Annotated in this window: 23 protein-coding genes; 14 read left to right on the top strand and 9 right to left on the bottom strand. The window is 67.8% G+C overall.

What is annotated here, in order from left to right; all coding sequences use genetic code 11:
• Positions 1-6: 6 nt before the first annotated feature.
• Complete coding sequence (locus GLA29479_RS05470; protein ID WP_057971014.1) at positions 7-507, bottom strand: Csu type fimbrial protein; 501 nt, start codon at positions 505-507, stop codon at positions 7-9.
• 325 nt (positions 508-832) lie between these two features.
• On the opposite strand from GLA29479_RS05470, the gene GLA29479_RS05465 reads away from it, so the two are divergent.
• The 3 genes from GLA29479_RS05465 (at position 833) to GLA29479_RS05455 (ending at position 7031) form a co-directional block, all read left to right on the top strand.
• Positions 833-1813 (top strand): hypothetical protein, encoded by a 981-nt coding sequence (locus GLA29479_RS05465; RefSeq protein WP_057971013.1) that lies wholly within the window; start codon positions 833-835, stop codon positions 1811-1813.
• A gap of 368 nt (positions 1814-2181) precedes the next feature.
• On the top strand, positions 2182-4842 hold the full coding sequence (plsB, locus tag GLA29479_RS05460) for a glycerol-3-phosphate 1-O-acyltransferase PlsB (protein ID WP_082638979.1): 2661 nt from the start codon (positions 2182-2184) through the stop codon (positions 4840-4842).
• An 890-nt stretch (positions 4843-5732) separates the two neighbouring features.
• Complete coding sequence (locus GLA29479_RS05455) at positions 5733-7031, top strand: hypothetical protein (RefSeq protein WP_144436365.1); 1299 nt, start codon at positions 5733-5735, stop codon at positions 7029-7031.
• 824 nt (positions 7032-7855) lie between these two features.
• Here the strand turns inward: GLA29479_RS05455 and GLA29479_RS05450 are convergent.
• From GLA29479_RS05450 to GLA29479_RS05435, 4 genes are all read right to left on the bottom strand, one after another.
• Positions 7856-8491: a hypothetical protein gene (locus GLA29479_RS05450; protein WP_144436364.1), complete on the bottom strand. Its 636-nt coding sequence runs from the start codon at positions 8489-8491 to the stop codon at positions 7856-7858.
• Entirely contained in the window at positions 8488-9120 is a 633-nt protein-coding gene (locus GLA29479_RS05445; RefSeq protein WP_057916136.1) for a hypothetical protein, read from the bottom strand. Before GLA29479_RS05445 ends, GLA29479_RS05450 begins: the two co-directional genes overlap by 4 nt.
• On the bottom strand, positions 9117-9731 hold the full coding sequence (locus GLA29479_RS05440; RefSeq protein WP_057971010.1) for a hypothetical protein: 615 nt from the start codon (positions 9729-9731) through the stop codon (positions 9117-9119). The genes GLA29479_RS05445 and GLA29479_RS05440 overlap by 4 nt, the downstream gene beginning before the upstream one ends.
• A 126-nt stretch (positions 9732-9857) precedes the next feature.
• Positions 9858-10067 carry a YdcH family protein gene (locus GLA29479_RS05435; RefSeq protein WP_031370590.1) on the bottom strand — a complete coding sequence of 70 codons (210 nt, stop codon included), beginning with the start codon at positions 10065-10067 and terminating at the stop codon, positions 9858-9860.
• A gap of 109 nt (positions 10068-10176) precedes the next feature.
• On the opposite strand from GLA29479_RS05435, the gene ttcA reads away from it, so the two are divergent.
• From ttcA to GLA29479_RS05420, 3 genes are all read left to right on the top strand, one after another.
• Entirely contained in the window at positions 10177-11085 is a 909-nt protein-coding gene (ttcA, locus tag GLA29479_RS05430) for a tRNA 2-thiocytidine(32) synthetase TtcA (RefSeq protein WP_057971009.1), read from the top strand.
• Positions 11086-11248: 163 nt separating this feature from the next.
• Positions 11249-12160 carry a recombination-associated protein RdgC gene (locus GLA29479_RS05425; protein ID WP_031370592.1) on the top strand — a complete coding sequence of 304 codons (912 nt, stop codon included), beginning with the start codon at positions 11249-11251 and terminating at the stop codon, positions 12158-12160.
• 209 nt (positions 12161-12369) lie between these two features.
• Positions 12370-13164 (top strand): M48 family metallopeptidase, encoded by a 795-nt coding sequence (locus tag GLA29479_RS05420; RefSeq protein ID WP_057971008.1) that lies wholly within the window; start codon positions 12370-12372, stop codon positions 13162-13164.
• Positions 13165-13210: 46 nt separating this feature from the next.
• Here GLA29479_RS05420 and GLA29479_RS05415 read toward each other — a convergent pair whose 3' ends face one another.
• Both GLA29479_RS05415 and hemH read right to left on the bottom strand, forming a co-directional pair.
• Complete coding sequence (locus GLA29479_RS05415) at positions 13211-14077, bottom strand: alpha/beta fold hydrolase (protein WP_057916140.1); 867 nt, start codon at positions 14075-14077, stop codon at positions 13211-13213.
• On the bottom strand, positions 14074-15069 hold the full coding sequence (gene hemH, locus GLA29479_RS05410; protein WP_057971007.1) for a ferrochelatase: 996 nt from the start codon (positions 15067-15069) through the stop codon (positions 14074-14076). Before hemH ends, GLA29479_RS05415 begins: the two co-directional genes overlap by 4 nt.
• A gap of 203 nt (positions 15070-15272) precedes the next feature.
• Between hemH and GLA29479_RS05405 the strand changes: the two genes are divergently transcribed.
• The 6 genes from GLA29479_RS05405 to GLA29479_RS05380 all read left to right on the top strand — a co-directional run bounded on the left by GLA29479_RS05405 (position 15273) and on the right by GLA29479_RS05380 (position 19992).
• Positions 15273-16256, top strand: coding sequence for a hypothetical protein (locus GLA29479_RS05405; protein WP_057971006.1), 984 nt, complete (start codon positions 15273-15275; stop codon positions 16254-16256).
• A gap of 273 nt (positions 16257-16529) precedes the next feature.
• Entirely contained in the window at positions 16530-17435 is a 906-nt protein-coding gene (locus GLA29479_RS05400; protein ID WP_082638978.1) for a lipid-binding SYLF domain-containing protein, read from the top strand.
• Positions 17436-17693: 258 nt separating this feature from the next.
• Positions 17694-17927 carry a Sec-independent protein translocase subunit TatA gene (gene tatA, locus GLA29479_RS05395; RefSeq protein WP_057971005.1) on the top strand — a complete coding sequence of 78 codons (234 nt, stop codon included), beginning with the start codon at positions 17694-17696 and terminating at the stop codon, positions 17925-17927.
• A 49-nt stretch (positions 17928-17976) separates the two neighbouring features.
• Entirely contained in the window at positions 17977-18489 is a 513-nt protein-coding gene (gene tatB / locus GLA29479_RS05390) for a Sec-independent protein translocase protein TatB (RefSeq protein ID WP_082638301.1), read from the top strand.
• Complete coding sequence (gene tatC, locus GLA29479_RS05385; protein ID WP_057916143.1) at positions 18476-19294, top strand: twin-arginine translocase subunit TatC; 819 nt, start codon at positions 18476-18478, stop codon at positions 19292-19294. The genes tatB and tatC overlap by 14 nt, the downstream gene beginning before the upstream one ends.
• A complete protein-coding gene (locus GLA29479_RS05380) occupies positions 19291-19992 on the top strand; it encodes an RDD family protein (RefSeq protein ID WP_057971004.1) in 702 nt (233 codons plus the stop codon). The genes tatC and GLA29479_RS05380 overlap by 4 nt, the downstream gene beginning before the upstream one ends.
• A gap of 20 nt (positions 19993-20012) precedes the next feature.
• Here the strand turns inward: GLA29479_RS05380 and GLA29479_RS05375 are convergent, their stop codons facing one another.
• Positions 20013-20945, bottom strand: coding sequence for a BPSS1780 family membrane protein (locus tag GLA29479_RS05375; RefSeq protein WP_144436363.1), 933 nt, complete (start codon positions 20943-20945; stop codon positions 20013-20015).
• A gap of 103 nt (positions 20946-21048) precedes the next feature.
• Positions 21049-21774, bottom strand: coding sequence for a glutamine amidotransferase (locus GLA29479_RS05370; protein WP_082638300.1), 726 nt, complete (start codon positions 21772-21774; stop codon positions 21049-21051).
• 100 nt (positions 21775-21874) lie between these two features.
• Here GLA29479_RS05370 and glyQ point away from each other — a divergent pair, with 100 nt between their 5' ends.
• Together glyQ and glyS are read left to right on the top strand one after the other, a co-directional pair.
• Positions 21875-22810, top strand: coding sequence for a glycine--tRNA ligase subunit alpha (gene glyQ, locus GLA29479_RS05365; protein WP_057916146.1), 936 nt, complete (start codon positions 21875-21877; stop codon positions 22808-22810).
• Between the two features lie 165 nt (positions 22811-22975).
• Entirely contained in the window at positions 22976-25144 is a 2169-nt protein-coding gene (gene glyS, locus GLA29479_RS05360) for a glycine--tRNA ligase subunit beta (protein WP_057971002.1), read from the top strand.
• The last annotated feature ends 196 nt before the right edge of the window (positions 25145-25340 follow it).

The raw sequence follows: 25340 nt of genomic DNA, 5'->3' as shown, positions 1-25340 counted from the left end.
CCCCGGTCAGTAGGTCACCGTGGCGGTTACCACGTCATTGTAAGTAGCAGCGGGAAAGTTGGCGCTCGGCGTCCTGCCGTAGACCGGCAGGTTCTGGGCCGCACCCGTGCCGCTGCCTGCAAGGACGTTGCCGCCGCCACCGGTGGTGCTGCCCCAGACGTCGCCGGCGCCGCGCGCGGCGGCGCGATAGAGCTGATAGGGCACTTCGTTGGTGCCGTCGCTCATCGCCCGGCTGTTGACGTCGGCGCCGTTCTGGCCGTTGTCGAGCGCGATCGTATAGGCCGTGCCCGGCGTGCAGTTCACGGTCAGCTGGCCCTGCTGGTCGACGTTGGTCGCGTTCGAGGCGACGGTGCCGAAATTGACGTCGGTGGCGGCGACGGTGTGGATGTCGCAGGTGCTGGTGATGGTGATGGTGACATCGAACTGGGTGCTGTCATCGGCGGCGTAAGCCGGCGCGATGCCGGCTACGAGTAAGGCTGCGAGCAGACGGGTCGGGGAAAGACGCATGGATCGGTGCTCCTGCGCTAATCGCGCTCTGACGGTCCGGCGTTTTTGCCGGATCTGCCTGTTAAGAACGCATAAAACATGCCATTCAGGGCACAGTAGTCGGACATAAACGGACACAGAGTGATCGTAGTCACGAATATGTGCTAAGGCCTGTTCAGATCTATTTTTGTGATGTAAATCACAGTTTTATCGTCACACCGAAAATGAGCGCTAGTCGACGTAATGCGTCAACTAATGTGCTTTCTTGGCGATGCCCGGGTGGATGGCTTGTGTCGGCCGGAGTGCGCCGCCAAGATGCCCGTCCGCGACTGGGGAGCCGCACCCGATGTCCATCGTCCGACGCGCCTGCACCGCGCTGCTGTCGACCGTTGCCCTGTTGGCGGCGGCCGGCTGCGAGCGCGAAGCGCCGCCTGCCGATCCGATCCCGACCCTGCCGGCCCAGGCCGTGACCCAGTTGGTCGCCGACCTGCGCCGCAACGACCTGGCCGCCTACGCCCGCCATGCCGTGCCGCCGCAGTTGCATGCCCGCCTCGAGACGGCCTGGCGCGAAGGCCGCACGGTCTGGCCCCTGACCGAGCTGCCGCTGGACGACCGTTTCCCGAGCTTCATCGCCGCGCTGGCCGCGCAGGACGCCGAACGTACCCTGGTCGCGACCTACCGTCGCCAGTTCGCCGGCGCCGACAAGGAGCTGCACTCGGCGGCCAAGACCATGGGCCTGTTCGCGATTCAGTACGTGCGCAGCGAGGCCGGCTACAGCGATACCGAGCGCGACCACCATGCCCAGTTGATCGCGGCGATGAGTGCCTGGGCGCAGGCGGCGCCGCTCGGCGATTCGGCGCGGGCGCGGGTGGCGATTCCGCAACTGGTGTCGGCCGCACGAGCGACCGGACTGGCGGCGCCGGACGCCTTCGCCCGTACCGGCATGGACCGCAGCCTGCGCCGGCTCGGGCCCTTCGTCGAGCGGCTCAAGCAGGTCGTGAACGGCTATGGCCTCAACCTCGACGCCGCCCTCGCCAGCGTGCAGACCAGCCTGGCCGAGCAGACCGGCGATACCGCGCGGGTGCGGCTGCGTTACGAGCTCGCTGGCGAAGCGGTCGATGCCTACGTTCTGGTCGAGCGCCGCGACGGCCGCTGGTACCTCAGCGACGTGCTGCGCCACGCCGAGACCGAAGCGCAGGCACCGCCGAAGCCGACGCGGGTGGAGCCGCCAGCGGCAGCCGAAGGCAAGCCGCTGCAGGTGAATGCCGCGACCAAGGGCAAGCCGTTGCAGGCGACCGCCCCGGCTACCCCCGCGCCGTCGCGCTGAGCCCGCCTCCGCCGGGGTTTCGCGGCGGTCGGCGAGTTGTCGGGCCAGTGCGGACGGCCCGGTGCAGGCGGCCCGATAGGTCAGGCGCGCGTCGAAGCCGAATAGGCATAATGATCGGGATGCCGAAACAAACGCCCCTGCCTTTCCCCGACGCCGCTTCGGCCGACTCCGCACGTACGCCGGTCGACGCGTCGGACCCGGCCGCTGCCGTGGATCCTTCCGCCGAACACGCGCCTGCTGAGCCGGTCGATGCCGAACCGGTCGTCGCGCCCGACGAGCGCGCGAATGCGACCGCCGACGATCTCGCCGAACCTGCGTTCGAGCCCGCAGTCGAGTCCACCGTTGAACCTGCCGTCGAAGCCGAATCCATGAGCGAGCGCGTCGCCGAAACCGCCGACGAGATCCAGCCCGAGCCTGCGCCCGCCGAGCCGGAGCCCGAGCCCGATCAGCCCGAACTGCCGATCGCCCCGCCGCCTGCGGCTGTCGGCGAGTCGCGTCCGGGCGCGCCGCCGGCGCACCGCCCGTGGTGGGCGCGCCTGCTCGGCAAGATCATGGCGCCGTGGGTGTCGCTGAGCATCGAGCCGAAGGCGCCGTCCGAACACATCGCCGAGGAATGGCATGGCCGCCCGGTCTGCTACGTACTCGAAGACTACGGCCTGTCGAACGCGCTGATCCTGGAGCGCGCCTGCCGCGAGAGCGGCCTGCCGTCGCCGCTGCAACCGCTGCCGGGCGACCCGCTCGGCCGCAAGCGCGCCTATGTCGCGCTGTCGCGGCGCCATGCCGGCACTTTGGCGCCGTCCGGTCCGCCCTCGGCCAAGACCCACTCCGGTTCGCTCGCGCGCCTGCTCGATGCGCACCGCAACGACCCCGCGCTCGACGTGCAACTGGTGCCGGTGTCGATCTTCGTCGGCCGTGCGCCGGACCGCAGCAGCGGTTGGTTCTCGGTGTTGTTCTCGGAAAACTGGACCCTGGTCGGCCGCTTCCGCCGCCTGCTCGCGATCGCCCTCAACGGCCGCCACACCACGGTGCGGTTCTCGCCGCCGGTGTCGCTGCGCGGCATCGTCGACGAAGGCCTGCCGTCCGAACGCACCGTGCGCAAGCTCTCGCGCGTGCTGCGCACCCACTTCCGCCGCATCCGCGCGGCGGTGATCGGCCCCGACCTGTCGACCCGGCGCATGCTGATCGACCGCGTGCTCGCTTCCGAACCGGTCAAGGACGCCATCGCCGACCAGGCCCGTCGCGACAGCAGCAACAGCACCGAAGCGTGGAAGAAAGCCCACGCCATGGCCTACGAGATCGCCGCCGACTATTCGCATCCGGTGGTGCGCTCGCTGAGCTTCATCCTGACCCCGGTGTGGAACCGCATCTACCGCGGCGTGCTGGTGCATCACCTCGACCAGCTCAAGCAGGACGCGCCCGGCCACGAAGTCGTCTACGTGCCTTGCCATCGCAGCCACATGGACTACCTGCTGCTGAGCTACCTGCTCTACACCAAGGGCATCGTGCCGCCGCACATCGTCGCCGGCATCAACCTCAACCTGCCGGTGGTCGGCAGCATCCTGCGCAAGGGCGGCGCCTTCTTCATCCGCCGCAGCATCCGCGGCAGCGCGCTGTACTCGGCGATCCTCAGCGAGTACGTCGCGCAACTGGTTTCGGGCGGCTATTCGATCGAGTACTTCATCGAAGGCGGGCGTTCGCGCACCGGCCGTCTGCTGCCGCCGAAGGGCGGCATGATCGTGATGACGGTGCGCGGCTTCCTGCGCCAGCCGACCCGCCCGGTGCTGTTCCAGCCCATCTACGTCGGCTACGAAAAGCTCATGGAGGGCAACAGCTACCTCGACGAGTTGTCCGGCAAGCCGAAGGAAAAAGAATCGATCTGGCAGCTGCTGTGGGGCATCCCCAAAGTGCTGCGCTCCAACTACGGCCAAGTGGTGGTGAATTTCGGCGAGCCGATCCGGCTCAACGACATGCTTGCCCTGCACGCACCCGAGTGGGACGGCCGTCCGCTCGACGAAGAAGACAAGCCGAGCTGGCTGTCGGCGACCGTGGATGCGGTGGCCGAGCAGATCCAGGTCAACGTCAACCGTGCCGCCGACGTCAACCCGATTAATCTGCTTGCACTGGCCTTGCTGTCGACGCCCAAGCACGCGATGGGCGAGGCCGACCTGCTTGCGCAGATCGCCCTGTCCAAGACTTTGCTGGCCGAGCTGCCGTATTCCGACCGCGTCACCGTCACCCCGCACACGCCGCAGGAAATCGTCGCCCACGGCGAAGAGATCAACGTGCTCGAACGCATCGCCCATCCGCTCGGCGACGTGCTCGGCGTCGACGGCGACGACAAGGCGGTGCTGCTGAGCTATTTCCGCAACAACGTGCTGCACCTGTTCACCGCGGCCTCGTGGATCGCCTGCTGCTTCCAGCACAACCGCCGCATGAGCCTGGCCGGCGTGTTGCGCCTGGGCCGCAGCGTGTATCCGTTCCTGCAGGCCGAGTTGTTCCTGCCGTGGAGCGAGGACGAATTCGCCGAACGCCTGGTGCGCACGGTCGACGTGTTCGTCCGTTCCGGCCTGCTCGAACGGGTCAGCGACGACGACGGCGGCATCCTCGCCCGCAACGCCGGCCAGACCGACGAAGTGTTCCGTCTGCGCGCGATCGGCCATTCCTTGCAGCAGGCCTTCGAGCGCTACTACATCGCCATTTCGGTGCTGGTGAAGAACGGCCCCGGCACCATGTCGGCCGGCGAACTCGAAAGCCTGTGCCAGCTCGCCGCCCAGCGCCTGTCGCTGCTGTACGCGCCGGCAGCGCCCGAGTTTTTCGACAAGACCCTGTTCCGCGGCTTCATCCAGAAACTGCGCGAGCTCAAGCTGGTGTGGCCGGACAGCCAGGGCAAGCTGACGTTCGACCAGCGCCTGGACGCCTGGGCGAAGGACGCCAAGGTCATTCTGGGCCGCGAGTTGCGGCATACGATCGAGAAGATCAGCCCGGAGATGGCGGCGAAGCCGGAGACGAAGACCGCTGCGGACGCTTGAGTTCGCCACCGGCTCTCTCGCATGTCCCTCTGGGTTTCGCTCCCCCTGTAGGAGCGGCGTGAGCCGCGACGCCGTTGCCGTGAAAGCTTGGCGCAGTTTCGAACTTGCGATGCAACCGTAGACCCGGAGGGCGGCGCACAGGACGTGCGCCGTTTTCCGATAAGACAAGGATGTCTTATCGGAAAATCCCCGCGCACGCTACGAACTCGCAGGGGAGCTCCGTCAAGGAAGGCCTTTTCTTTGGTTAGCTTTCTTTTGGGCCAGCAAAAGAAAGTAACCCGGCCGCGTCAGCGGACGGAAGCTTTGCTCTAGCTTGAAGCTTCTCAGAAGCACGACCAGGATCAAACGCCAAAAGCTTCCGCCACTAAAGCGGCGGGTTACTTTCTTTTGTCATAAGCAACAAAAGAAAGGTAACCAAAGAAAAATGCTTTTCTTTGAATCACCAGCCCGCACGAGCGGTGCCGACGCAGGGATTTTTCATACGGGACATCCCTGTCCCGATGAAAAACGGCCCGCATCCCTGCGGGTCTTCGATCGCCTTCGCGAGCGCATGACGGCGCACAGCTACAGCAGAATATTTACGGCAACGGCAACGGCAACGGCAACGGCAACGGCAACGGCAACGGCAACGGCAACGGCAACGGCAACGGCAATAGCAGCGGCAATAGCAGCGGCTCCAGGGTAGGAGCAGCGCAAGCCGCGATCCAGGGACGCGCAGAGAAGACGGCCCGACGTCATTGATCGGGGCCGTGATGCTCACAGGAGCAGAAGCCGCGAGCGGCACAGGCCGCGATCAAGCTCCTGCCCGGTTGAGCGGCTCCTGACCCCGGTCACTGCAAACCGTGACCGCGGACGGGTACCATCGCTGCGTTCCCGTCCGGCTGCCGTCGATGTCCACGTCCGTGCTGTCCACGCCGACTCTGTCGGCCTCTCCCGTATCTACCGCCGACTCCGGTGCCGACGTGTCGGTCCGGGGCGGTCCATGGCTCGAGATCCCGTTGCTCTCCGCACGTCTGCTTTGGCGCCACTGGCCGGCGCTGGCGTTCTGGTTCTTCGCCCAGCGGGTCTGCTACGACCTGTTGATGGGGCTGGCGGTCAAGCTCGGTGAGCGCTCGGTGCTGTTGTCGTTCGCGGTGCTGTCGGTGCTGATCGTGACCCAGCTCGCCGGGACCATCCTGATGTTCCAGTCGCTGCGGCCGTCGTTGCCGATGCTCGCCGGCGGTGCGACCACGCCGGATACGGCGGCGGTGCGCAAGCAGTGGATCACCGCGCTGGCCATCGCGATGCTGCCGTTCTTCGCCTACTACGCCGGTTGGGGCCTGCTCGAAGACCTGCGCCGCAACTTCCGCACCGCCTACATCTTCAGCGTCTGGGAAAAGGAAAACCTCAACGAGGTGCTCAAGCTCAAGGGCTTGTGGATCGCGCTTGCGGTGGCCTGGGCGGTGCGCTGGTTCAGCAAACGCCGCGCCGAAGCCACCGGGCATGCGCTGTGGAATGTGGTCGCGACCAGTTGCGAAGCCTACTGGGTATTCGTCGGTGTGGCCGCCATCGCGCAGGTCATGAACGGTCTGAAGGACTGGTGGCACGAGCGGGTGGTCTATGCCGCCGTGACCCAGTGGTGGGACGACCCCATGTCGGCGTTCAAGCTGCTGACCCCGGCCAAGAAGGGCATCGTGCCGGTCTGGGACTTCGTCGGCACCGCTGCCGGTGCGGTGGTGCTGCCGCTGATCTGGCTGGCGATCACCGCGATCATCTACGGCATCGACCTGCGCCGGGCGCAGCGCCTCGACGGCGCCGACGAAACCTTCGGCAAGGTCAGCGCACGCTTCAAGTCGATGCATTTCAGCTTGCGCATGTTGGCCGACAAGGCCAGCGCCGGTTGGACCAGCAAGGGCGTGCCGGTGGTCAACAGCCTGCGCCTGGTCTTGCGCGCCGGCCTGCCGGCGTTGCTGACGCTGTGCGTGTGCTGGCAGCTGTTGTCGTACATCGACTCGTGGTCGTGGCGCTTGATGGAACATGTGGTCGGCCCGAAGGACCCGGAATGGCAGAACGTCGTCGGCCAACCTTTGGCGGTGTTCCTCAACACCCCGTTGTCGTTCCGCACCTCGTTTTTCACCGACGTGTTGCGAGTGGTGTTGCTGGCAGCGACCTTCGATCGGGCGATTGCGAGGTTGCCGCGGGCGGCCTGAGTCTCGGCCGTTGCTTGGCTGTTGCTGTTGCTGTTGCTTCGCTGTTGCCGTGCGCCGCACAGCACTCGCGAAGGCCATAGGAGACCCGAAGGGCGGCGCGCAGGGATGCGCGCCGTTTTTCATCGGGACAGGGATGTCCCGTATGAAAAATCCCTGCGGAGGCACCGATCGTGCGGGCTTGTGATTCAAAAAGAAGCATTTTTCTTTGGTTACCTTTCTTTTGTTGCTTATGACAAAAGAAAGTAACCCGCCGCTTTAGTGGCGGAAGCTTTTGGCGTTTGATCTTGCTTCGCAAGAAGCAACAAGCCTCAAGCAAGAGCAAAGCTTCCGTCCGCTAACGCGGCCGGGTTACTTTCTTTTGCTGGCCCAAAAGAAAGCTAACCAAAGAAAAGGCCTTCCTTGCAAGGGCACAGGCCACGAGTGCGATGCGTGCGCCGGGATTTTCCGATAAGACATCCCTGTCTTATCGGAAAACGCCGCACGTCCTGTGCGGCGCCCTCCGGGTCTCCACTTGACCGGTAAAGCGGCAAAGCAGATCAAAATCCGGCAACGGCAACGGCAACGGCAACGGCAACGGCAATAGCAACAGGAATAGCAATAGCGCCGCGGCGCCCATCGCGACCGACAACGATCGGAACCTGCGTTGTCGCGGCTCGCGCCACTCCTACCTAGGAGCCTGGGCCGCGGGAGGTGACGACGCGAGATCGGGGCGGCGCGGTCGCGGCTTATGACCGAAGCAAATCCAGTAGGACGCCGCTCCTACAGAAGCCGGGCCCGGATGGGTCAATGCGAGCTTGTGTGGATCCGGCGCAAAGCCGTGCCGGTCACAGCGTGAAGCGCAGATAGCGGCCCTTCGAAGTCTGCGAATTACGCAAGTCGATCCGCGCCTGCAATCCTTCCAGTCGCTGCGTACGCGGCAACAGATACGCGTGCTGGAAGCGGAACGGGCGGCCCGGGAGGGCGATGATCGATTTGTATTGCGCGTCGTAACCGCTGCCGCAGGTGTTCGGCAGCTTGGCGCCGCTCAGCCGCGGCAGACCGATCGGGTTCGCGTCCCATAGCCGGCCTTGCGCGTCGGACACCTGGCCCTTGCACAGGTCGAGGGCCTTGGCCTGGGTGCCGGAATCGGCGATCACTTCGAACTGCAGCAGCAATACCCCGGCGTCCTTGCGCAAGGGGCCGCCGATGCGCGGGTCGCGCGGGGCCAGGGCTTCGGCCGAGACCAGGCGCCAACGCGCGCCTTCGTACTGCGCCCACTCGCCCTTGCGCACGTCGATGGCGTGCGAGGGATGACGGTTCTGGTAGGCCTGCAAGGCCTCGCGGTAGGGCGCATAGATCGCCCAGGCACCGAGCACCAAGGTACCCAGCAGCCACAGCGCGTTGCGCCGCCACCAACCGGCTGGAGCCGTGCGGGCGGTGTCGAGCTCGGAAGGTTCGGGCGTCATCGGCGTGGAACTCATGGGCGCAGGTCCAGTACCGGCTTGGCTTCGGCCATCAGCTTGCGGGCGCGCGCCGCGTCGATGCCCAGGTCGACGTCGACCAGGCTGTCGCCGCCGCGCGGCAGGCCGTTGCCCCAGTAGAACTGCAGATGCGCGCCCTGCAGACGGTCGACGGGCACTTCGAAGAACCAGACGCCTTTTTCCGGCAGGCCGGGCGCGATCATGCGCTCGCGCAGGTTGATGCCCTTGAGTTTCGGCCGGTCCTGGCTGGAGGCGACATAGGTCAGGCCGTCGCGGGTGCGCAGTTGCGCGCCGACGTAGCCGCTGCGGTCGCGCGCTTCGACCGTGGCGACCACCGACAGCCACACTCCGGGAGTGCGCAGCAGATAGTCCTCGGGATGGCTGTAGTCGCCTTTGAGCAGGTAAGCGTGCGCGGCCTTGAAGCCGGTGACGTCGACGGCGAAGTTGCGGCCTTCGACCCGGCCCAGGCCTTGCGCGTGCTGCACCAGCGGCGTGTCGCGTTGTTCGTAGCTGGACTCGCCCTTGCGCAGGGCGACCACCGCGATCAGGGCCAGCAGAATCCACAGGGCGTCGCGCCAGCGCCAGCGCGGCAGGCGCCAGGCGGTGCGGGGGGCGGCGGGCGCGCTCACGGCGCCACCGCCCGGTCGCGCAGGTCCTGCACGGCCATCGCGTACTTGGCGGCGGGCTTGCCCTGGACCCAGGCGCCTTCGTCGTTGAGATAGGCCTTGGCCTTATAGGCGCGGGCGAACACGCCGAAGGTCGCCTGCGGCGTGTAGACGTAGTTTTTCGGCAAGGTCCAGACCAGGTCGATGCGTTGCTTGAGGCGCGGATGCAGGTCGCCGGCGACGGAGTGGTCGTCGGACCTCATCAGCAGGTCGGACTGGATCGGTTCGCGCTTGCTCGACACCAGGATCAGGTCCTGCTGCGGGTAGCCGAACGCGCTGAAGCTGCGCGGCGTGCGGTTTTCGACTTCGACCTGCAGCACCAGGTAAGACTTCGGGTTGAAGGCGTCGATGCGGCCGCCGGGCTTGTAGCGCGCGACCCAGGCCCGCAACGGCGTCACCGCGAGGGCGCCGCCCTGATAGCGATGGCCGGCCTTGTACTCCGGCAGGGGCTTGCTCTTGGCCTGGCCGAAGCCGCCGAGTGCGGCGGTGGCGACGACGGCGACCAGCGCCAACGCCGCAGCGCCCTGCCACCAGGGGTTGCGTGCCGTCTGGACCAGTTCGTCCTTGTTCGCCATGCCGCTGTCTGCCGATCGAGTGGCCGCACCCTATCACAGCGTGAAGGCCGCGCCTCGCGCGGATTCGTAATCCGCGATGCGGTCGATGCGCGAGGGCACCGCCGCGACGATTCAAGCCGGATCGTCTCAGGCCGGCTCGTCGGGAATCAGCGCGCTTTCGAGGCGGGCGATGCAGTCCTTGAGCCAGAGCTTGCGCTTCTTCAGGCGCTTGACCGTGAGTTCGTCGGCCTGCGGGTCCAGGCCCAGGCGGTCGATGGCCGCGTTCAGATCGCGATGTTCCAGGCGCAGCTCGGCGAGCTGGCGGGCGGTCTCGGCGGGATCGGCGCTTCCGGTCATGCGCATCAGCTTAGCGCGCCGCCGTGACCGACGTCATCGGCCCCGCAACGGCCCTTCGATCGGCGGGCGGGCAGTGTTCACCGACCCGTAGCGTAGAATTGGCGCCCTCATGAGCATCGTCCTGCCCCTCGCCGAACCGACCCGTCCCGCCCGCACCGAGGCCCGTCGCGGCCACGACGGCGAACGCCTCGCCACCCGCCTGCGCCATCAGGTCGGCCGGGCGATCGCCGATTTCGGCATGATCGAAGAGGACGACAAGGTCATGGTCTGTCTGTCCGGCGGCAAGGACAGCTACACCCTGCTCGATATTCTCCTGCAGCTGCAGAAGAAGGCGCCGGTGAAGTTCGAGCTGGTCGCGGTGAACCTGGACCAGAAGCAGCCGGACTTTCCCGAGCACGTGTTGCCGGCCTACCTCGAATCGATCGGGGTGCCCTACAAGATCCTCGAGCAGGACACCTATTCGGTGGTGACCCGGGTCGTGCCCGAGGGCAAGACCATGTGTTCGCTGTGCTCGCGCCTGCGCCGCGGCGCGCTCTACACCTATGCCGAGGAGCAGGGCTTCACCAAGATCGCCCTGGGCCACCACCGCGACGACCTGGTGGCGACCTTCTTCCTCAACCTGTTCTTCCACGCCAAGCTCAGCGGCATGCCGCCCAAGCTGCTGTCCGACGACGGCAAGCACGTGGTGATCCGGCCCCTGGCCTACGTGCGCGAGGACGACATCGTCGACTACGCCGCGATCAAGGGCTTCCCGATCATTCCCTGCAACCTGTGCGGCTCGCAGGAGAACCTGCAGCGCAAGCAGGTCAAGCGGATGATGGACGCCTGGGAGCGCGAGACGCCCGGCCGCATCGAAACCATCTCGCGCGCGCTCGGCGACATCCGTCCGTCGCAGTTGAGCGATCCGAAGCTGTTCGATTTTCTCGGCCTGGGACAGGCCGGCGGCGTGCCGGCCGCCGATGCGCCGGTGTGGCTGGACGAAGCGCCGGCCGATACGAACCAAGCGCAGGCTGGATGAGGCGCCGTTCCGCCGCCCGTCATTCCCGCGCAGGCGGGAATCCGGAGACTTCAAACGTTCTCGCACGAAAGGCACTGGATTCCCGCCTGCGCGGGAATGACGAGCAAAAGCGGCGCCAAGCCACCGATTCACCACTCCCCATTCCCCATTCCCGGTCGTCTAGATGTTCTTTCGCAATCTGACCTTCTTCCGCTTTCCCACCACCCACAAGCTCGACGAACTCGATAAAGGCCTGGAGGAGTGCAGGCTCAAGCCGGTCGGCCCGCTCGAACTGTCCTCGCGCGGTTTCATCTCGCCGTTCGGCCGCGACGCCGAGGACGCGATGATGAGCAACCGCATCGGCGACGCGATCTGGCTGACCTCGGGCGGTGAAGACCGCCTGCTGCCGGGTTCGGTGATCAACGACATGCTGGCCAAGAAGCTCGCCGAAATCGAGCAGAAGGAAGGCCGCAAGCCCGGCGGGCGCACCCGCAAGCGCCTCAAGGACGAGCTGATCGTCGACCTGATGCCGCGCGCCTTCATCAAGCCCAGCCGCACCGACGCGATGATCGACCTCGAACACGGCCTGGTCATCGTCGACACCTCCAGCCGCAAGACCGGCGAGAACGTGATCAGCGAGATCCGCCGCGCCATCGGCAGCTTCCCGGCCCTGCCGTTGAACGCCGAAATCGCGCCGCGTTCGATCCTGACCGGCTGGGTCGCCGGCGAGGAATTGCCCGACGGCATCAGCCTGGGCGACGAATGCGAACTGCGCGACCCGGTCGACCAAGGCGCGGTGGTCAAGTGCCAGCGCCAGGAGCTGGAGAGCGACGAGATCGCCAAGCACCTGGAAACCGGCAAGCAGGTCACGCGCCTGGCGCTGACCCTGGACGATCACGTTTCGTTCGTGATCGGCGAGGACCTGGTGGTACGCAAGTTCAAGCTGCTCGACGGCGCCGTGGACCAGCTCGAACACAGCGAAGGCGACGGCCTGCGCGCCGAACTCGATGCGCGTTTCGCCCTGATGAGCGCGGAAGTGAAGCGCCTGTTCCGGGTGCTGGAATCGGCCCTGAAGCTGTCCAAGGTCGAGGCCTGATCCACGCCGGCCCTCGCATCATCGACCCCTCTCCGGCTTGGCGGGAGGGGTGAGCGCATCAATTCGCACGCAAAGCGTTCCAAGGAACGCGATGGTCGAGCGAGCCGTCCCGTCGAAGGTCCTGGCACGTCGTCATTGAAGTTTCACCGTGCCGCCGCATCGTCGCGGCGCCCGTGGCGTTATGCTTCGCCCATGGCGGTCCCCCACCCATGACGAGCCTCCTGCGCCTGCTGACCGGCAAGCCGCAAGCGCCGCCGCGCACGGTCTCGCGCGAAACCCTCGCCATCGACCTCGGCAACGGCCGCGTGGTCGAGGTCTTGCGGGTGCGCGACCCGCGTGCGCGCCGGATCAAACTCAGCGTCGACGAACGCGGTCCGCGCCTGACCCTGCCGATGCGCGCCAGCGAGATCGCCGGCCAGCGCTTCGTGATCGAGCACGGCGACTGGCTGCTGGCGCAGATCGCCCAGGCCGACAGCGACGCGACCCGCCTGCAACCGCATGTCAGCGCGACCATCCCCCTGCGCGGCGCGGAACTGCCGGTGCGCTGGCAGGTCGCGCGCTACCTGCGTCTGCAGTTGAACGAAGACGCACTCGAGATCGCCGCGCCCGAGGCCGTCAACGCGGCTGCCTTGCAGCGCGCCCTGCGCGATTTCTACGAAGGCCAGGCGCGCACCGACGTCGGCCGCTGGCTGCCGAAGTACCTGCCCGGCCTGACGCGCGCGCCGTCGCGGCTGCGCTATCGGGTGATGTCCTCGCAATGGGGCTCGCTCGCCCCCGACGGCGCCTTGTCGCTGGACCTGTCGCTGGTGCTGGCGCCGCCACCGGCCTTCGAATACGTGCTGGTGCACGAGCTCTGCCATCTGATCCATGCCGACCACTCGCGGGCGTTCTGGCGCGAAGTCGAGGCGCGCTGCCCTGATTGGCGCGATCAGCGCGAGTATTTCCGCGCTTCCGGCCGCAGCCTCAAGGCCGGCCTGCGGCGCTTGATCGCTGCGGACGCATAAGCCGGCGCTCAGCCGGCTGCCTGATCGGCGCGCTCAGCCGACGCGCTCAGCCGGCGAGGAAGGCGCGGAACAGCTCGCCGACGTCGCGCGGCTGTTCCATATGCAGGTGATGCGTTCCCGCCAACACGTGCATCTCGCCGCGCGGCAACAGGGTCGCGCGCTCGCGGCGCAGCGCGTCGGGCATGTAGGGCTGGGCCGGGTCGGCCCAGACCATGCAGGTCGGGCTTTCGATCGCCGCGATCAGCGAGCGCATCTGCGCCTCGCTCATGCGCATCGCCGTGGTCAGGGTCAGGCGCGGATCGCTGCGCCAGATAAAGCCGCCCTGGCTTTCGTCGCTGCGCACCGGCGCCACGCCGCGTTCGACCAGCAGGCGCGCGACCGGTTCGCTGAGGCTGTTGGCGGTCATGCGCGCGCGCACCGCGGTGGCGATGTCGCCGAACACGCGTAGCTGTTTGCCGAGCAGCGCGGCCTGGCCGGCGAAGGCCTCACGCAGGCGCGCGGCGACGCGATCTTCGGGTTCGGCCAGCGAGCCCAGGGCTTCGATCAGCAGCAGTCGGTCGACCCGTTGCGGCGTGGCCGCTGCGACCACGCTGGCGGTGGCGCCGCCGAGCGAATGGCCGAGCACATGGAAGCGATCCCAGCCCAAGGCGTCGGCGACCGCGAGCGCGGCGCGCGCGGCGGTGATCAAGGTGTAGTCGGCGGCCGGCGGCAGATGCGCGCTGGCGCCATGGCCCGGCAGGTCCGGGGCGACCAGGTCGAAGCCCTCGAACCAGGGCGCGATCGGCACGAAACTGGCGGCGTTGTCGAGCCAGCCGTGCAGGGCGAGCAGACGCGGGGCGCCGACCTGGCCGTTGCGCAGGCCGGCCAGGCGGCCGAACACGCTGTCGACGGCGAATTCCTGCAACGCCGTCATCGCTCCCAGGCTCCGAGCTCGCGCCGGGCGATGCCGGCCAGCAGCGCGGCATGCGCCGGCGACTCGTTGAGGCAGGGCACGTAGCGCAGTTCGCCGCCGTGTTCGGCGAAATCCTCGGCCAGCATCATCGCGACCTCTTCCAGGGTTTCCAGGCAATCGACCGCGAATCCCGGCGCGACCACGTCGACGCGCTTGATGCCGCGCGCCGCCAGCGCGTCCAGGGTGCCGGCGGTGGACGGTTCCAGCCAGCGCTCGCGGCCGAAGCGCGATTGATAGCTCAGCGTCCAGGCCTCGTCGGGCAGGTTCAGCGCCCCGGCGATGGCGCGCGCGCTGGTTTCGCATTGACGGGCATACGGGTCGCCCTGGTCGACGAAGCGTTGCGGCAGGCCGTGGAACGAGAACAGCAAGTGCTCGCCGTCGCCTTCGTTGGCGCGATGGCGATGGATCGAGTCGCCCACGGCTGCGACCCAGTCCGGATCGTCGTGGTAATGGTCGACCAGGCGCGTCGCCAGGCCTTCGGCGCGGCCGAGCACGTCGCCGACCGAGGCCGTGGTCGAGGTCGAGTACTGCGGATACAGCGGCAGGGCCAACACGCGCCGCACGCCTTCGGCTTGCAGCCGCAGCAGCAGTTGCTTCCACGACGGCTGGCCGTAACGCATCGCGTGCAGCAGGCGCACCTCGGGCAACTCCTGCTGGACGGCCTGCGCGAGTCGGCGCGTGTGCACGGCCAAGGGCGAGCCTTCCGGCAGCCAGACGCTGGCGTATTTGTTGGCGACCTTGCCGCTGCGCAGGGGCAGGATGGCGAAATGCAGCAGCGGGCACCACAGCCAGCGGCTCATGTCGACGACGCGGCGGTCGTGCAGGAATTCGGACAGATAACGGCGCACCGCGCGCGTGTTCGGCGCATCGGGCGTGCCGAGATTGACCAGGACCACGGCGGTATCGGCCGTGGAGGGGGCGTCGCGGTCGGTGATGCTGGCGGTGGCGGGCATGGGCATAGGATGACACCCGGCGCCCCGCCAGCGAAATCTCCGCGGGATCGAAGTTTTCGATCGCAGCGATAGCACGGTGCCGGCGTAGCGCCGGTCAACGCGATCCGTGTCCGGACGTTGCCGAGTCTGGCGGTGGCCGCCGCGCACGGGATCGCGCTAGTGTCCGCGGGTGGTCGTGCGGTGTTTCCTGGGAGAACGAAGGCATGTTCGGGAAGGTTTTGAGGTCGGGTGTCGTTGCCGCGGCCTGCTGCACGCCGGCGATCGCGCAACAGCTGCCCGAACGCGACTATCGGCCGCCGATCGTCTCGCCGGCCTATGCCGCAGGGCGCGGGCCGAGCGTGTGCGTCGACGAGGCGCACCATAATTTCCATACCCTCGACGGGCGTTACTGGTCCTTCGGCGAGTTGCTGCGCCGCGACGGCTATGCGGTGCGTCCGCTGCGCGGCGCCTTCACCCGTGCCAGCTTGGCGCCGTGCGCCATCGTGGTGATCGCCAACGCCCAGCCCAGTGCCGCCGAATGGGACGATTACCCTTATCCGACCCCATCGGCGTTCGGCGCCGCCGAGATCCGCGCGACCCGGCGTTGGGTGCGTGAGGGCGGAAGCTTGTGGCTGATTGCCGATCACATGCCGCTGGCGGGTGCGGCGGCCAGGCTCGCCGCGGCATTCGGGGTGAAGTTCAACGACGGCTTCGCCATGCCCGGCTTCGATGCCGACCCGGCGCGGCGCGCGCAGATCTTCCAGCAGCCGGGTTTGTTCCGCGTCGATGCAGGCAGCCTGACCCGGCATGCGGCCGTGCGCGGCCGCGACGAATCCGAATCGGTCGCGCAAGTGCGCAGTTTCACCGGCCAGGCGTTCCAGGCGCCGGCCGAGGCCGAACCGCTGCTGATCCTGCCGCAGGGCTATGTGTCGTTGATGCCGAAGAAAGCCTGGCGGTTCGATGCCGACACCGCGCGCGTGCCGGTCGCCGGTTGGCTGCAAGGTGCGGTGATGCGGGTCGGAAAAGGGCGCGCGGCGTTCTTCGGCGAAGCGGCGATGTTCACCACCCAGGTGCAAGGCGCGGAACGGCGTCCGATGGGCATGAATGCGTCCGGAGCCGAACGGAACTACCAGTTCACCTTGAATCTCGCGCACTGGCTGTCGGGGCTGCTCGATCCCGCGACGCACTCGTCGAAGCCGCCGCGCTGATCGGCGCCCATCGCACCGGGCCGCAAGCGGCGCACGCGAGCCGGCCGCGATTCCGCGACGATTCATCGCCGAATCGCTAGCCTCGTCGAAGGCTCGGTCCTGCGATCGGGCCCGTTACGATGAACGTGCCCGCTGCGCGTTCGCGACCTGCACGAACCGGTGCTGTCGAGCCGGTGCAGCGTCGATGCGACGTACCGTCGAGCGCGCCGAGCATGTTCTACTTGCGAACATGTCTGTTTCCGCCGTCCGCCGGAGTCCCCCATGTCCCGTTCCTTGCCTCGCGTCCTGAGTCTGAGTCTCGCCCTGAGCCTGGGTATCGCCGCCACCGCCGCCGTGGCCGGCCCGACCGAGGATCAGCGCGCACGCGATGCGGTGCGCGTGCTCGGCGACATCCAGCAGATCCCCGAATCCTCGATTCCCGACAAGCTGTTCGACGAGGCGCGCGCGATAGTCGTGGTGCCCGACACCTTGAAGATCGGCCTGGTGGTCGGCGGCCGCCGCGGCCATGGCCTGGTCTCGGTCAAGAACCCCGATGGCACCTGGTCGAACCCGAGCTTCGTCAAGCTCACCGGCGGCAGCTTCGGCTTCCAGGCCGGCGTGCAGTCCTCCGACATCGTGCTGGTGTTCCGCGGCGATCGCGGCCTGGATTCGATTGTCAACGGCAAGGTCACCCTCGGCGCCGACGCCAGCGTCGCCGCCGGCCCGGTCGGCCGCACCGCCGCGGCCGCCACCGACGGCCAGCTCAAGGCCGAGATCTGGTCGTGGTCGCGCGCGCGCGGCCTGTTCGCCGGCATCGCCCTCGACGGCGCCGCGCTGTCGATCGACGACGACGCCAACCAGGCCGTCTACGGCGAAGGCAGCACCCCGCGCATGATTTTCGAGGGCCGCGCCAACGGCCAGCCGTCCACGGCCGTGGTCGATTTCCGCGACCGTCTCGAAGAAGCCAGCGCGACCGCGCGGGCCAACCGCACCGCCGAAGACCAGCGCCCCGCGCTCGGCGCCACGGTCTATCCGGAATCCGGAGTGACCCCCGCCCAAGCCGCGGCCGCCGCTCAAGCTGCACCGGCGCGGACCCGCCTGGCGCCGGCCGAGCCGGCCCAGCCGCAGCCCGTTCAGGGCCAGCCGCAGCCGTTCGAGACCGTGCCGGCCAACCCGGCCAAGGTCGAACCGCTGCCCTGATCGGCCTGCCGGTTGCGGTTCGATGGCGGCGGCATGACGGTTCGCCAGCGCCGGCGCGTGACCGCAGGCTCATTGTCCGTAGCCGGGCGGTGTCGATCTGTATCGGACGGCCGGCGTCGCAACCTTCTGTTACAAAGGTTGCGGTATCCTCACGGCCCCGGTTGCGCGCAGCGACATCGCGCCGGCCGCGGACGCGCTGATCGGACCAGCCGGCTTGAGGTTCTCATCCACTATCAACGGGTTTAACGGGACACCGCCATGGGCAGCATGAGTTGGATTCACTGGGTCGTCGTCCTGCTGATCGTCGTTCTGGTTTTCGGCACCAAGCGTCTGGGCAACATCGGCAAAGACGTCGGCGAAGCCGTGAAGGGCTTCAAGAAGGGCATGCACGACGACGACAAGCCGACGCAGCAGCTCAACGACGAAACCCGTCAAGACAACGCGTCCGACAAGGCGCCGTCCTCGCGCAACGACGAGCACACCCCGCGCTGACGCTCGCGGCCCCGACGCGCTCCGCCCTTCCGCAGGCCAGCCCCAGACCATGTTCGACATAGGCTTCTCGGAAGTCTTCGTGATCGCGATCGTGGCTTTGATCGTGCTCGGTCCCGAACGCTTGCCCAAGGCCGCGCGCTTCGCCGGTCTGTGGGTGCGGCGCGCCCGGGCGCAGTGGTATTCGGTCAAGTCCGAACTCGAGAACGAGCTCGCCGACGAAGACCTCAAGCGCAGCCTGCGCCAGGCCCAGGACGACTTGCGCGACGTGCAAGGCCAGTTGCGCGACAGCGGCCGGGCCATGCGCGACGAGGTCGACGCCATGAACCGCAGCATCGCCGCGCCGGTCGGCGCCGCCGCCAGCCAGTCCGGGGAGGTCGCCGCCGACGGCGCGACCGCCTCCGGCGATGCGCACGCCGCCGAAGCTTCGGCCGACGCTGCTCCGGTCGAGGCCGCTCCGGCCCCGGCCGAAGACGCACCGCCGACCCACGATTACGCCAGCGCCGCCTTGCCGGACTACCGCCCTTCCTCCAAGACACCGACGCCGAACGATGAGCGACGCTGAATCCCGCGCGCCGCAGGCCGGCGGCCCCGGCGACGATGCCTCGCCCGAACCGCGTCTGCTCGATCACCTGATCGAACTGCGCGCACGCCTGCTGCGCGGCGTGACCGGGCTGATCATCGTCTTCCTCGGCTTTCTGCCGTTCGCCAACAAGCTCTATCACTACCTGGCGACGCCGCTGCTGGCCAAGCTGCCGGCCGGCAGCCAGCTGATCGCGGTGGAAGTCGCCTCGCCGTTCTCGGCGCCGCTCAAGCTGGCGTTCTTCGCCGCGCTCATGGTCACCATGCCGTGGCTGCTGTACCAGGCCTGGGCCTTCGTCGCGCCCGGCCTGTATCGGCGCGAGAAGCGATTGGCCCTGCCGCTGCTGGTGTCGGCGCTGGTGCTGTTCTACGCCGGCTGCGCGTTCGCGTTCTTCCTGGTGCTGCCGTCGGTGTTCGGCTTCCTGGTCAAGGTCACTCCGGTTGGGGTGGCGATGATGACCGACATCAACGCCTACCTGGATTTCGTGCTGATCCTGTTCCTGGCCTTCGGCATCAGCTTCGAAGTGCCGGTGGCGCTGGTGATCCTGGCCCTGCTCGGCTGGGTCACCCCGGCCCAGCTCAAGGAGGCGCGCGGTTACGCGGTGGTCGGCATCTTCGTCATCGCCGCGGTGATCACCCCGCCGGACGTGGTCTCGCAGCTGATGCTGGCGATTCCGATGTGCATCCTTTACGAGATCGGCATCATCGCCGCGAAGTGGGTGGCCTCCGACCGTCGCGGCCGCGACGACGAGGACGACGCTTCGACCGGGGACGCGCGCGACCGATGAGCGCACCGGCGAGCGCGCCGGCCGGGTTCTGGCCGCGCTACGCGGCCTGGTCGCTGGATGCGGCCGCGGTCGCCGCGGCGACCACTGTCATCGGCGCCGGCCAGTGGCTGGCCCTGGCCGAATCGGCCCGGCGGGCCTATGCGGCGATGGCCGCACGCACGGCCGAGGTGATGGCCGATGCGGTGCTCGACGACCTGTCCTTCGGCGGTTTCGCGCAACGGCTGATCGCCGATCCGGCCCTGCATGCGGCGGCTACGACCACGGTGACCGCGTTGACCGCGCTGGTGTTCGGCTGGATTCTCGCCTTCGCACTGCTCGGCGCGGTGTATGAGCTCGGTTTCGTGCTGTCGCCGTGGCAGGCCACGCCCGGCAAGCGCGCGTTGGGCCTGCGCGTGACCGGCATGGACGGACAGGCGCTCGACCCGGGCCGCATCGCCCTGCGTTATTTCGGCGGCAGTCTGTCGTGGCTGAGCTTGAATATCGGCCATCTGCTGGCGATGGCGAAACCCGAACACCGCGCCCTGCACGACCGCCTGGCCGGTGCGCGGGTGGTACGCGACGGCGACGCGCGCATGCCGCTGTGGGGCTGGGCTTGGGTGTTTCTGCAGCTGTCGGCGACCTTGTTCGCGATGGTCCGGCTGTTCGGCGCGATGCAGGCCACGATGGACGCGGCCGTGTATCAGGCCGGCGGCCTGTAGCGCGCCAGCCGTAGCGTGGGTCAGGCTTCCAACTGTCCCGGACGCGGCGTCGATGAGGCCTGCTGCGTGACCGGCTGTTCGCCCTGGCCGAACACGTCGCGCCAGGCGTAGTAACAAGTGCCGACCATGACCACCACAACGACGGCGCCGTAGGCCAGGTACAGCGAGGCGGCGAGCAGGGCGCCGACCACCGGGTGGATGAGGCTGCCGATCTGCACCAGCACGATCGCGATCACGCTCGCCAGCACCGCCGACACCACCACGCCGAGCACGAACAGCATCGCCGCGAGCAGATAGGCGCCGAGGTTCCACAGCGAGGCGCTGACGCTGCGCTTGACCGCATCCGACAGGCTCAGCCCGGAGAACATGATCAGCGGCACCGAGATCAGCAGGATCGCGTTGCTGAAATAGTTGAACAGGAACTGCACCAGCATCATCAGGCCCGGGTGATCGGGTTCCGGCGCGGTGGTGACATGGCCGCTGAGCGCGCTGCGCATCATTTCCAGGTACTGCGGCCAGTAATCCTGGCCGGCCAGCCAGACCACCAGCCCGGTGCTGACCAGGGTCAGGGCGATCTGGATCAGGCCCAGCAGCGCGAGCGGACCGGCCTTGCCCAGGCGCAGCGGCGCGAACAGATCGCGCGCGCGGGTCGGCCGTCCGGCCTCGGCTTCGCGGATCACGTGCATCAGGCCGGCCAGCAGGATCGGCAGCAACAGCACCAGGGCGACGAACATCGGGATCAGCGCGGTCGCGACGCTGGCCATGTCGGGGTCGGCGGCGCCGGCGAGACTGCGCGCCGGGGTCGCCAGCACCAGCGCCAGCAGGTACAGCACCGCCATGAACAGCACCGCGGCGCCGAAGATCGCGCGCGGATTGCGCGTGCCCAGGTTGATCGCGCGGATCAGCCATTGCACGCCGTGGGTCAGCGGTACCTTGCGCATCGGTGGGGTCATCGGATCGATCCTGGCCGTGGGGCCGTATTGCTCGGTGAATACGAAGTCGGTGCAACGAATGAGGCCGGACGGTCGCAGGCCCGCGACCGCGCGGACGCGGCGCTCAGCGCCCGTGCAGCGCGCGCGCGTGGCCGACGAAACGCCGCAGCACGCGCCGTGCGAACGGCGTGGCGCTGACGCTGCCGGCGATGGTCCGCGGGCAATGGCCTTCGTTGCGCAGCGCGTCCTGGCGCGCCCGCACATAGCCGCGCATGTGCGTGGCGCTGAATTCGGGATGGAACTGCACGCCCCAGGCGTTTTCGCCCCAACGGAAGGCGTGGCAGGCGTCGTGGGCCGAACGCGCCAGCACGGTGGCGCCCTCGGGTGCGCGCAACACGGTTTGCAGGTGCGTGGCCTGGGCCGGGAATTGATTAGGCAGGCCGGCGAACAAGGGGTCGTCGCCGGCGCTGGCGTGCAGCTCCAGGCCGATCGTGCCCATCTCGCGGCCGGCCGGGTGGTTGCCGACTTCGCCGCCGAGCGCGTGGGCGAGCAACTGATGGCCGTAGCAGATGCCGAACAGCGGCAGGCGCGCGTGCGCGGCCTCGCGCAACCAGGCGGCGCTGCGTTCGCTCCAGTCGGCGCGGTCGGTGACCATCGCGCCCGAGCCGGTGACGATCGCGCCGGCGAAGCCGTCGCGGCTCGGCAGCGGCTCGCCGTGTTCGACGTTGACCACCACCGCTTCGTCGCGATCGAGCCCGGCCGCGACCCGGATCCAATGCGGAAAGCCGCGGTGGCGGCGCATGGAGGCGACCGGCTGGCCGGTCTCGAGGATCAGGAAGGGCGGATTCACGGCGTGGCGGCGGGCGGGAACGGTGCGAAACCAGGGGGAAAGCCCTGGCGCGCAAGGCTCGTCGCTATACTAACCCGCTTTGCTGCACTGCGATGAGACCATGGCCGCGAGCGACCACCCGACCCCGCTGATCACCTTCCAGAGCATGATCCAGCGCCTGAACGCCTTCTGGGCTGAACAGGGCTGCGTGCTGATCCAGCCGCTCGACCTCGAAGTCGGCGCCGGTACCTTCCACCCGGCGACCTTCCTGCGCGCGCTGGGCCCGGAGCCGTGGAACGCCGCCTACGTCCAGCCTTGCCGCCGCCCCACCGACGGCCGCTACGGCGACAACCCGAACCGCCTGCAGCGCTATTACCAGTACCAGGTGGCGATGAAGCCCAGCCCCGACAACATCGTCGAGCTGTACTTCGATTCGCTCAAGGCGCTCGGCGTCGACCCGATGGTGCACGACCTGCGCCTGGTCGAGGACAACTGGGAATCGCCGACCCTCGGCGCCTGGGGCCTAGGCTGGGAGGTCTGGCTCAACGGCATGGAAGTCACCCAGTTCACCTATTTCCAGCAGGCCGGCGGCCTGGAGTGCAAGCCGGTGCTCGGCGAGATCACCTACGGTCTCGAACGCCTGTGCATGTACCTGCAGAACGTCGACAACGTGTTCGACCTGGTCTGGACCTACGGTCCGGACGGTACGCCGGTGACCTACCGCGACGTCTACCACCAGAACGAAGTCGAGCAGAGCGCCTACAACTTCGAGCACGCCGACGTCGCCGAGCTGTTCCATCGCTTCGATGCCTGCGAAGCCGAAGCGGCGAAGCTGATCGAACTCGGCCTGCCGCTGCCGGCCTACGACCAGGTCTGCAAGGCCAGCCACTCGTTCAACCTGCTCGATGCGCGTCGCGCGATCAGCGTGACCGAACGCCAGCGCTACATCCTGCGGGTGCGCAAGATCGCCCAGGGCGTGGCCGAGGCTTATCACGCGCAACGCGAGAAGCTCGGTTTCCCCGGTCTCAAGCGTTCGTCGAAAGCCGAAGCCGCTTAAAGCCTCCGAAGCCCCTCTCCCGTATGCGGGAGGGGCTGGGCCGGCCCGGTGACCGAAGTCCGCCGAAGCTCCCACCGAACCAGTACAGCTCGCTCGAACTCACCCACCTCGCCGCAGCAAGCGCGAGGCGTCTTCCCCGAAGACGAAAAACGCAAAGGCATCCGCATGAGCACGACGCAACCTCTTCTGATCGAACTGGGCACCGAGGAACTGCCGGTCAAGGCCCTGCCAGGCTTGGCCCAGGCTTTCTTCGACGGCGTGCTCGACGGCCTGCACAAGCGCGGCATCGGCTTCGATCGCGAAGGCGCCAAGCCGCTGTACACGCCGCGCCGCCTCGCCGTGCGCCTCAACGGCGTGGCCACCCAGCAGCCCGAGCAGAAGAGCGAAGTGCTCGGTCCTTATCTCAACATCGCCCTCGACGCCGACGGCCAGCCGACCAAGGCGCTGCAGGGTTTCGCCCAGAAGGCCGGCATCGACTGGAGCCAGCTCGAACGCACCAGCGACGCGAAGGGCGAGCGCTTCGTGCACCGCGCGACCAAGCCCGGCGCCGACACCGCCAGCCTGCTGCCGGAGATCGTGCGCGAAGCCCTGGCGGCGATGCCGATTCCCAAGCCGATGCGCTGGGGCGACCACGACTACGGTTTCGCCCGCCCGGTGCATTGGCTGGTGCTGCTGCTCGGCACCGAGGTGGTGCCGGCCGAGCTGCTCGGCGTGCGCAGCGACCGCATGAGCCGCGGCCACCGCTTCATGCACGACAAGCCGGTCTGGTTCAGCGCGCCCGAGGACTATGTCGAATCTTTGCGCAGCGCGAACGTGCTGGTCGACGCCGACGAGCGCCGCGAGCGCATCGTCCGCGAAGTCACCGCGGCCGCGCAGCAGGCCGGCGGCCAGGCGCGCATCGACGAGGGCATCCTCGAAGAGGTCAACGGTTTGACCGAATGGCCGGTCGCCATCGCCTGCGGCTTCGAGCGCGAGTTCCTCGCCGTGCCGCAGGAAGCCTTGATCGCGACCATGGAAGCCAACCAGAAATTCTTCCCGGTGCTCGACGCACAAGGCCAGCTGACCGAGCGTTTCATCGGCATCGCCAACATCCAGTCCAAGAACGAAGCCGAAGTGCGCAAGGGCTACGAGCGGGTGATCCGCCCGCGCTTCGCCGACGCCAAGTTCTTCTTCGACGAAGACCTGAAGCAAGGCCTGGAGTCGATGGGCGAGGGCCTGAATACGGTCACCTACCAGGCCAAACTCGGCAGCGTGGCCGACAAGGTCGCGCGCATCGCCGCCCTGGCCGAGGCGATCGCGCCGGCGGCCGGCGTCGACCCCGCACAGGCGCGCCGCGCCGCGGAGCTGTCGAAGAACGACCTGCAGTCGCGCATGGTCAACGAGTTCCCGGAACTGCAGGGCATCGCCGGCCGTTACTACGCCAAGGCGGCGAACGAATCGGCCGAAGTGGCCGCGGCGATCGACGAGGCCTATATGCCGCGTTTCGCCGGCGATGCGATCGCGCCGTCCAAACTGGGGCAGGTGGTCGCGATCGCCGAGCGTCTGGATACCTTGGCGGGCGGGTTCGCCGCGGGTTTGAAGCCGACCGGCAACAAGGATCCTTTCAGTTTGCGTCGCAATGCGCTGGGCCTGGCGCGCACGCTGATCGAGGGTGATATCGGTTTGTCGCTCGACGCGGCGCTGGAAGACGCGATTGCGGCGGCCAGCATCGCCATCGCGACGGAAGAAGCGCGCAAGAAGCTGCAGATCGTCGAAGACGCGAAGAAGCAGGGCGTCAACGTCGGAGACAAGGCGCAGGGCGGTGCGAGCGTGCGGCCCAAGGGCGAAGAACTCTATGAGTTCATCATCGAGCGCCTGCGCAGCTACTACACCGACCAAAGCGTGCCCGCGCAGCAGTTCGACGCTGTCGCCGCGATGCAACTGGCCAAGCTGCCCGACTTCGACCGCCGCCTCAAGGCCATCGCCGAATTCGCCAAGCTGCCCGAAGCCGAAGCGCTGGCCGCGGCGAACAAGCGCATCCGCAACATCCTTAAGAAGGTCGACGGCGACCTGCCGACCGCGATCGACCCGGCGCGTTTCGTCGAGAGCGCCGAGCGCGAGCTGGCCGAAGTCGTCGACACCGCGATCGCCGATACCGATCCCTTGTTGGCGCAGCGCGACTACGTCGCCGTGCTCGGTCGCCTGGCCCGCCTGCGTCCGCAGGTCGATGCCTTCTTCACCCACGTGATGGTCAACGTCGACGACCTCGACGTACGCAACAACCGTCTGGCGCTGCTCAAGCGCTTGTCCGACCGCCTCGGCAGCGTCGCCGCGATCGAGCATCTGTCGATCTGAGTTCGGGCATATCGCAGAAAGCGAAAGGCCGGCGCAAGCCGGCCTTTTTGTTGCCTTCGGCTAGGCTGCAGTCGCGACTCATCTGACCCGAGGTCGTGCGACAGACGAATCGGCTGCCTCGGCTCTGTTTCGAGTGCCCATGAAAAAGGAGCCGGCTTGCGCCGGCTCCTTTGTTTCACGCTGCAAGTTCCTTAGT

It is taken from the genome of Lysobacter antibioticus (assembly GCF_001442535.1).
In the GTDB taxonomy this organism is placed as follows: Bacteria; Pseudomonadota; Gammaproteobacteria; order Xanthomonadales; family Xanthomonadaceae; genus Lysobacter; species Lysobacter antibioticus.
This window is presented reverse-complemented; position numbering and strand designations above follow the sequence as displayed.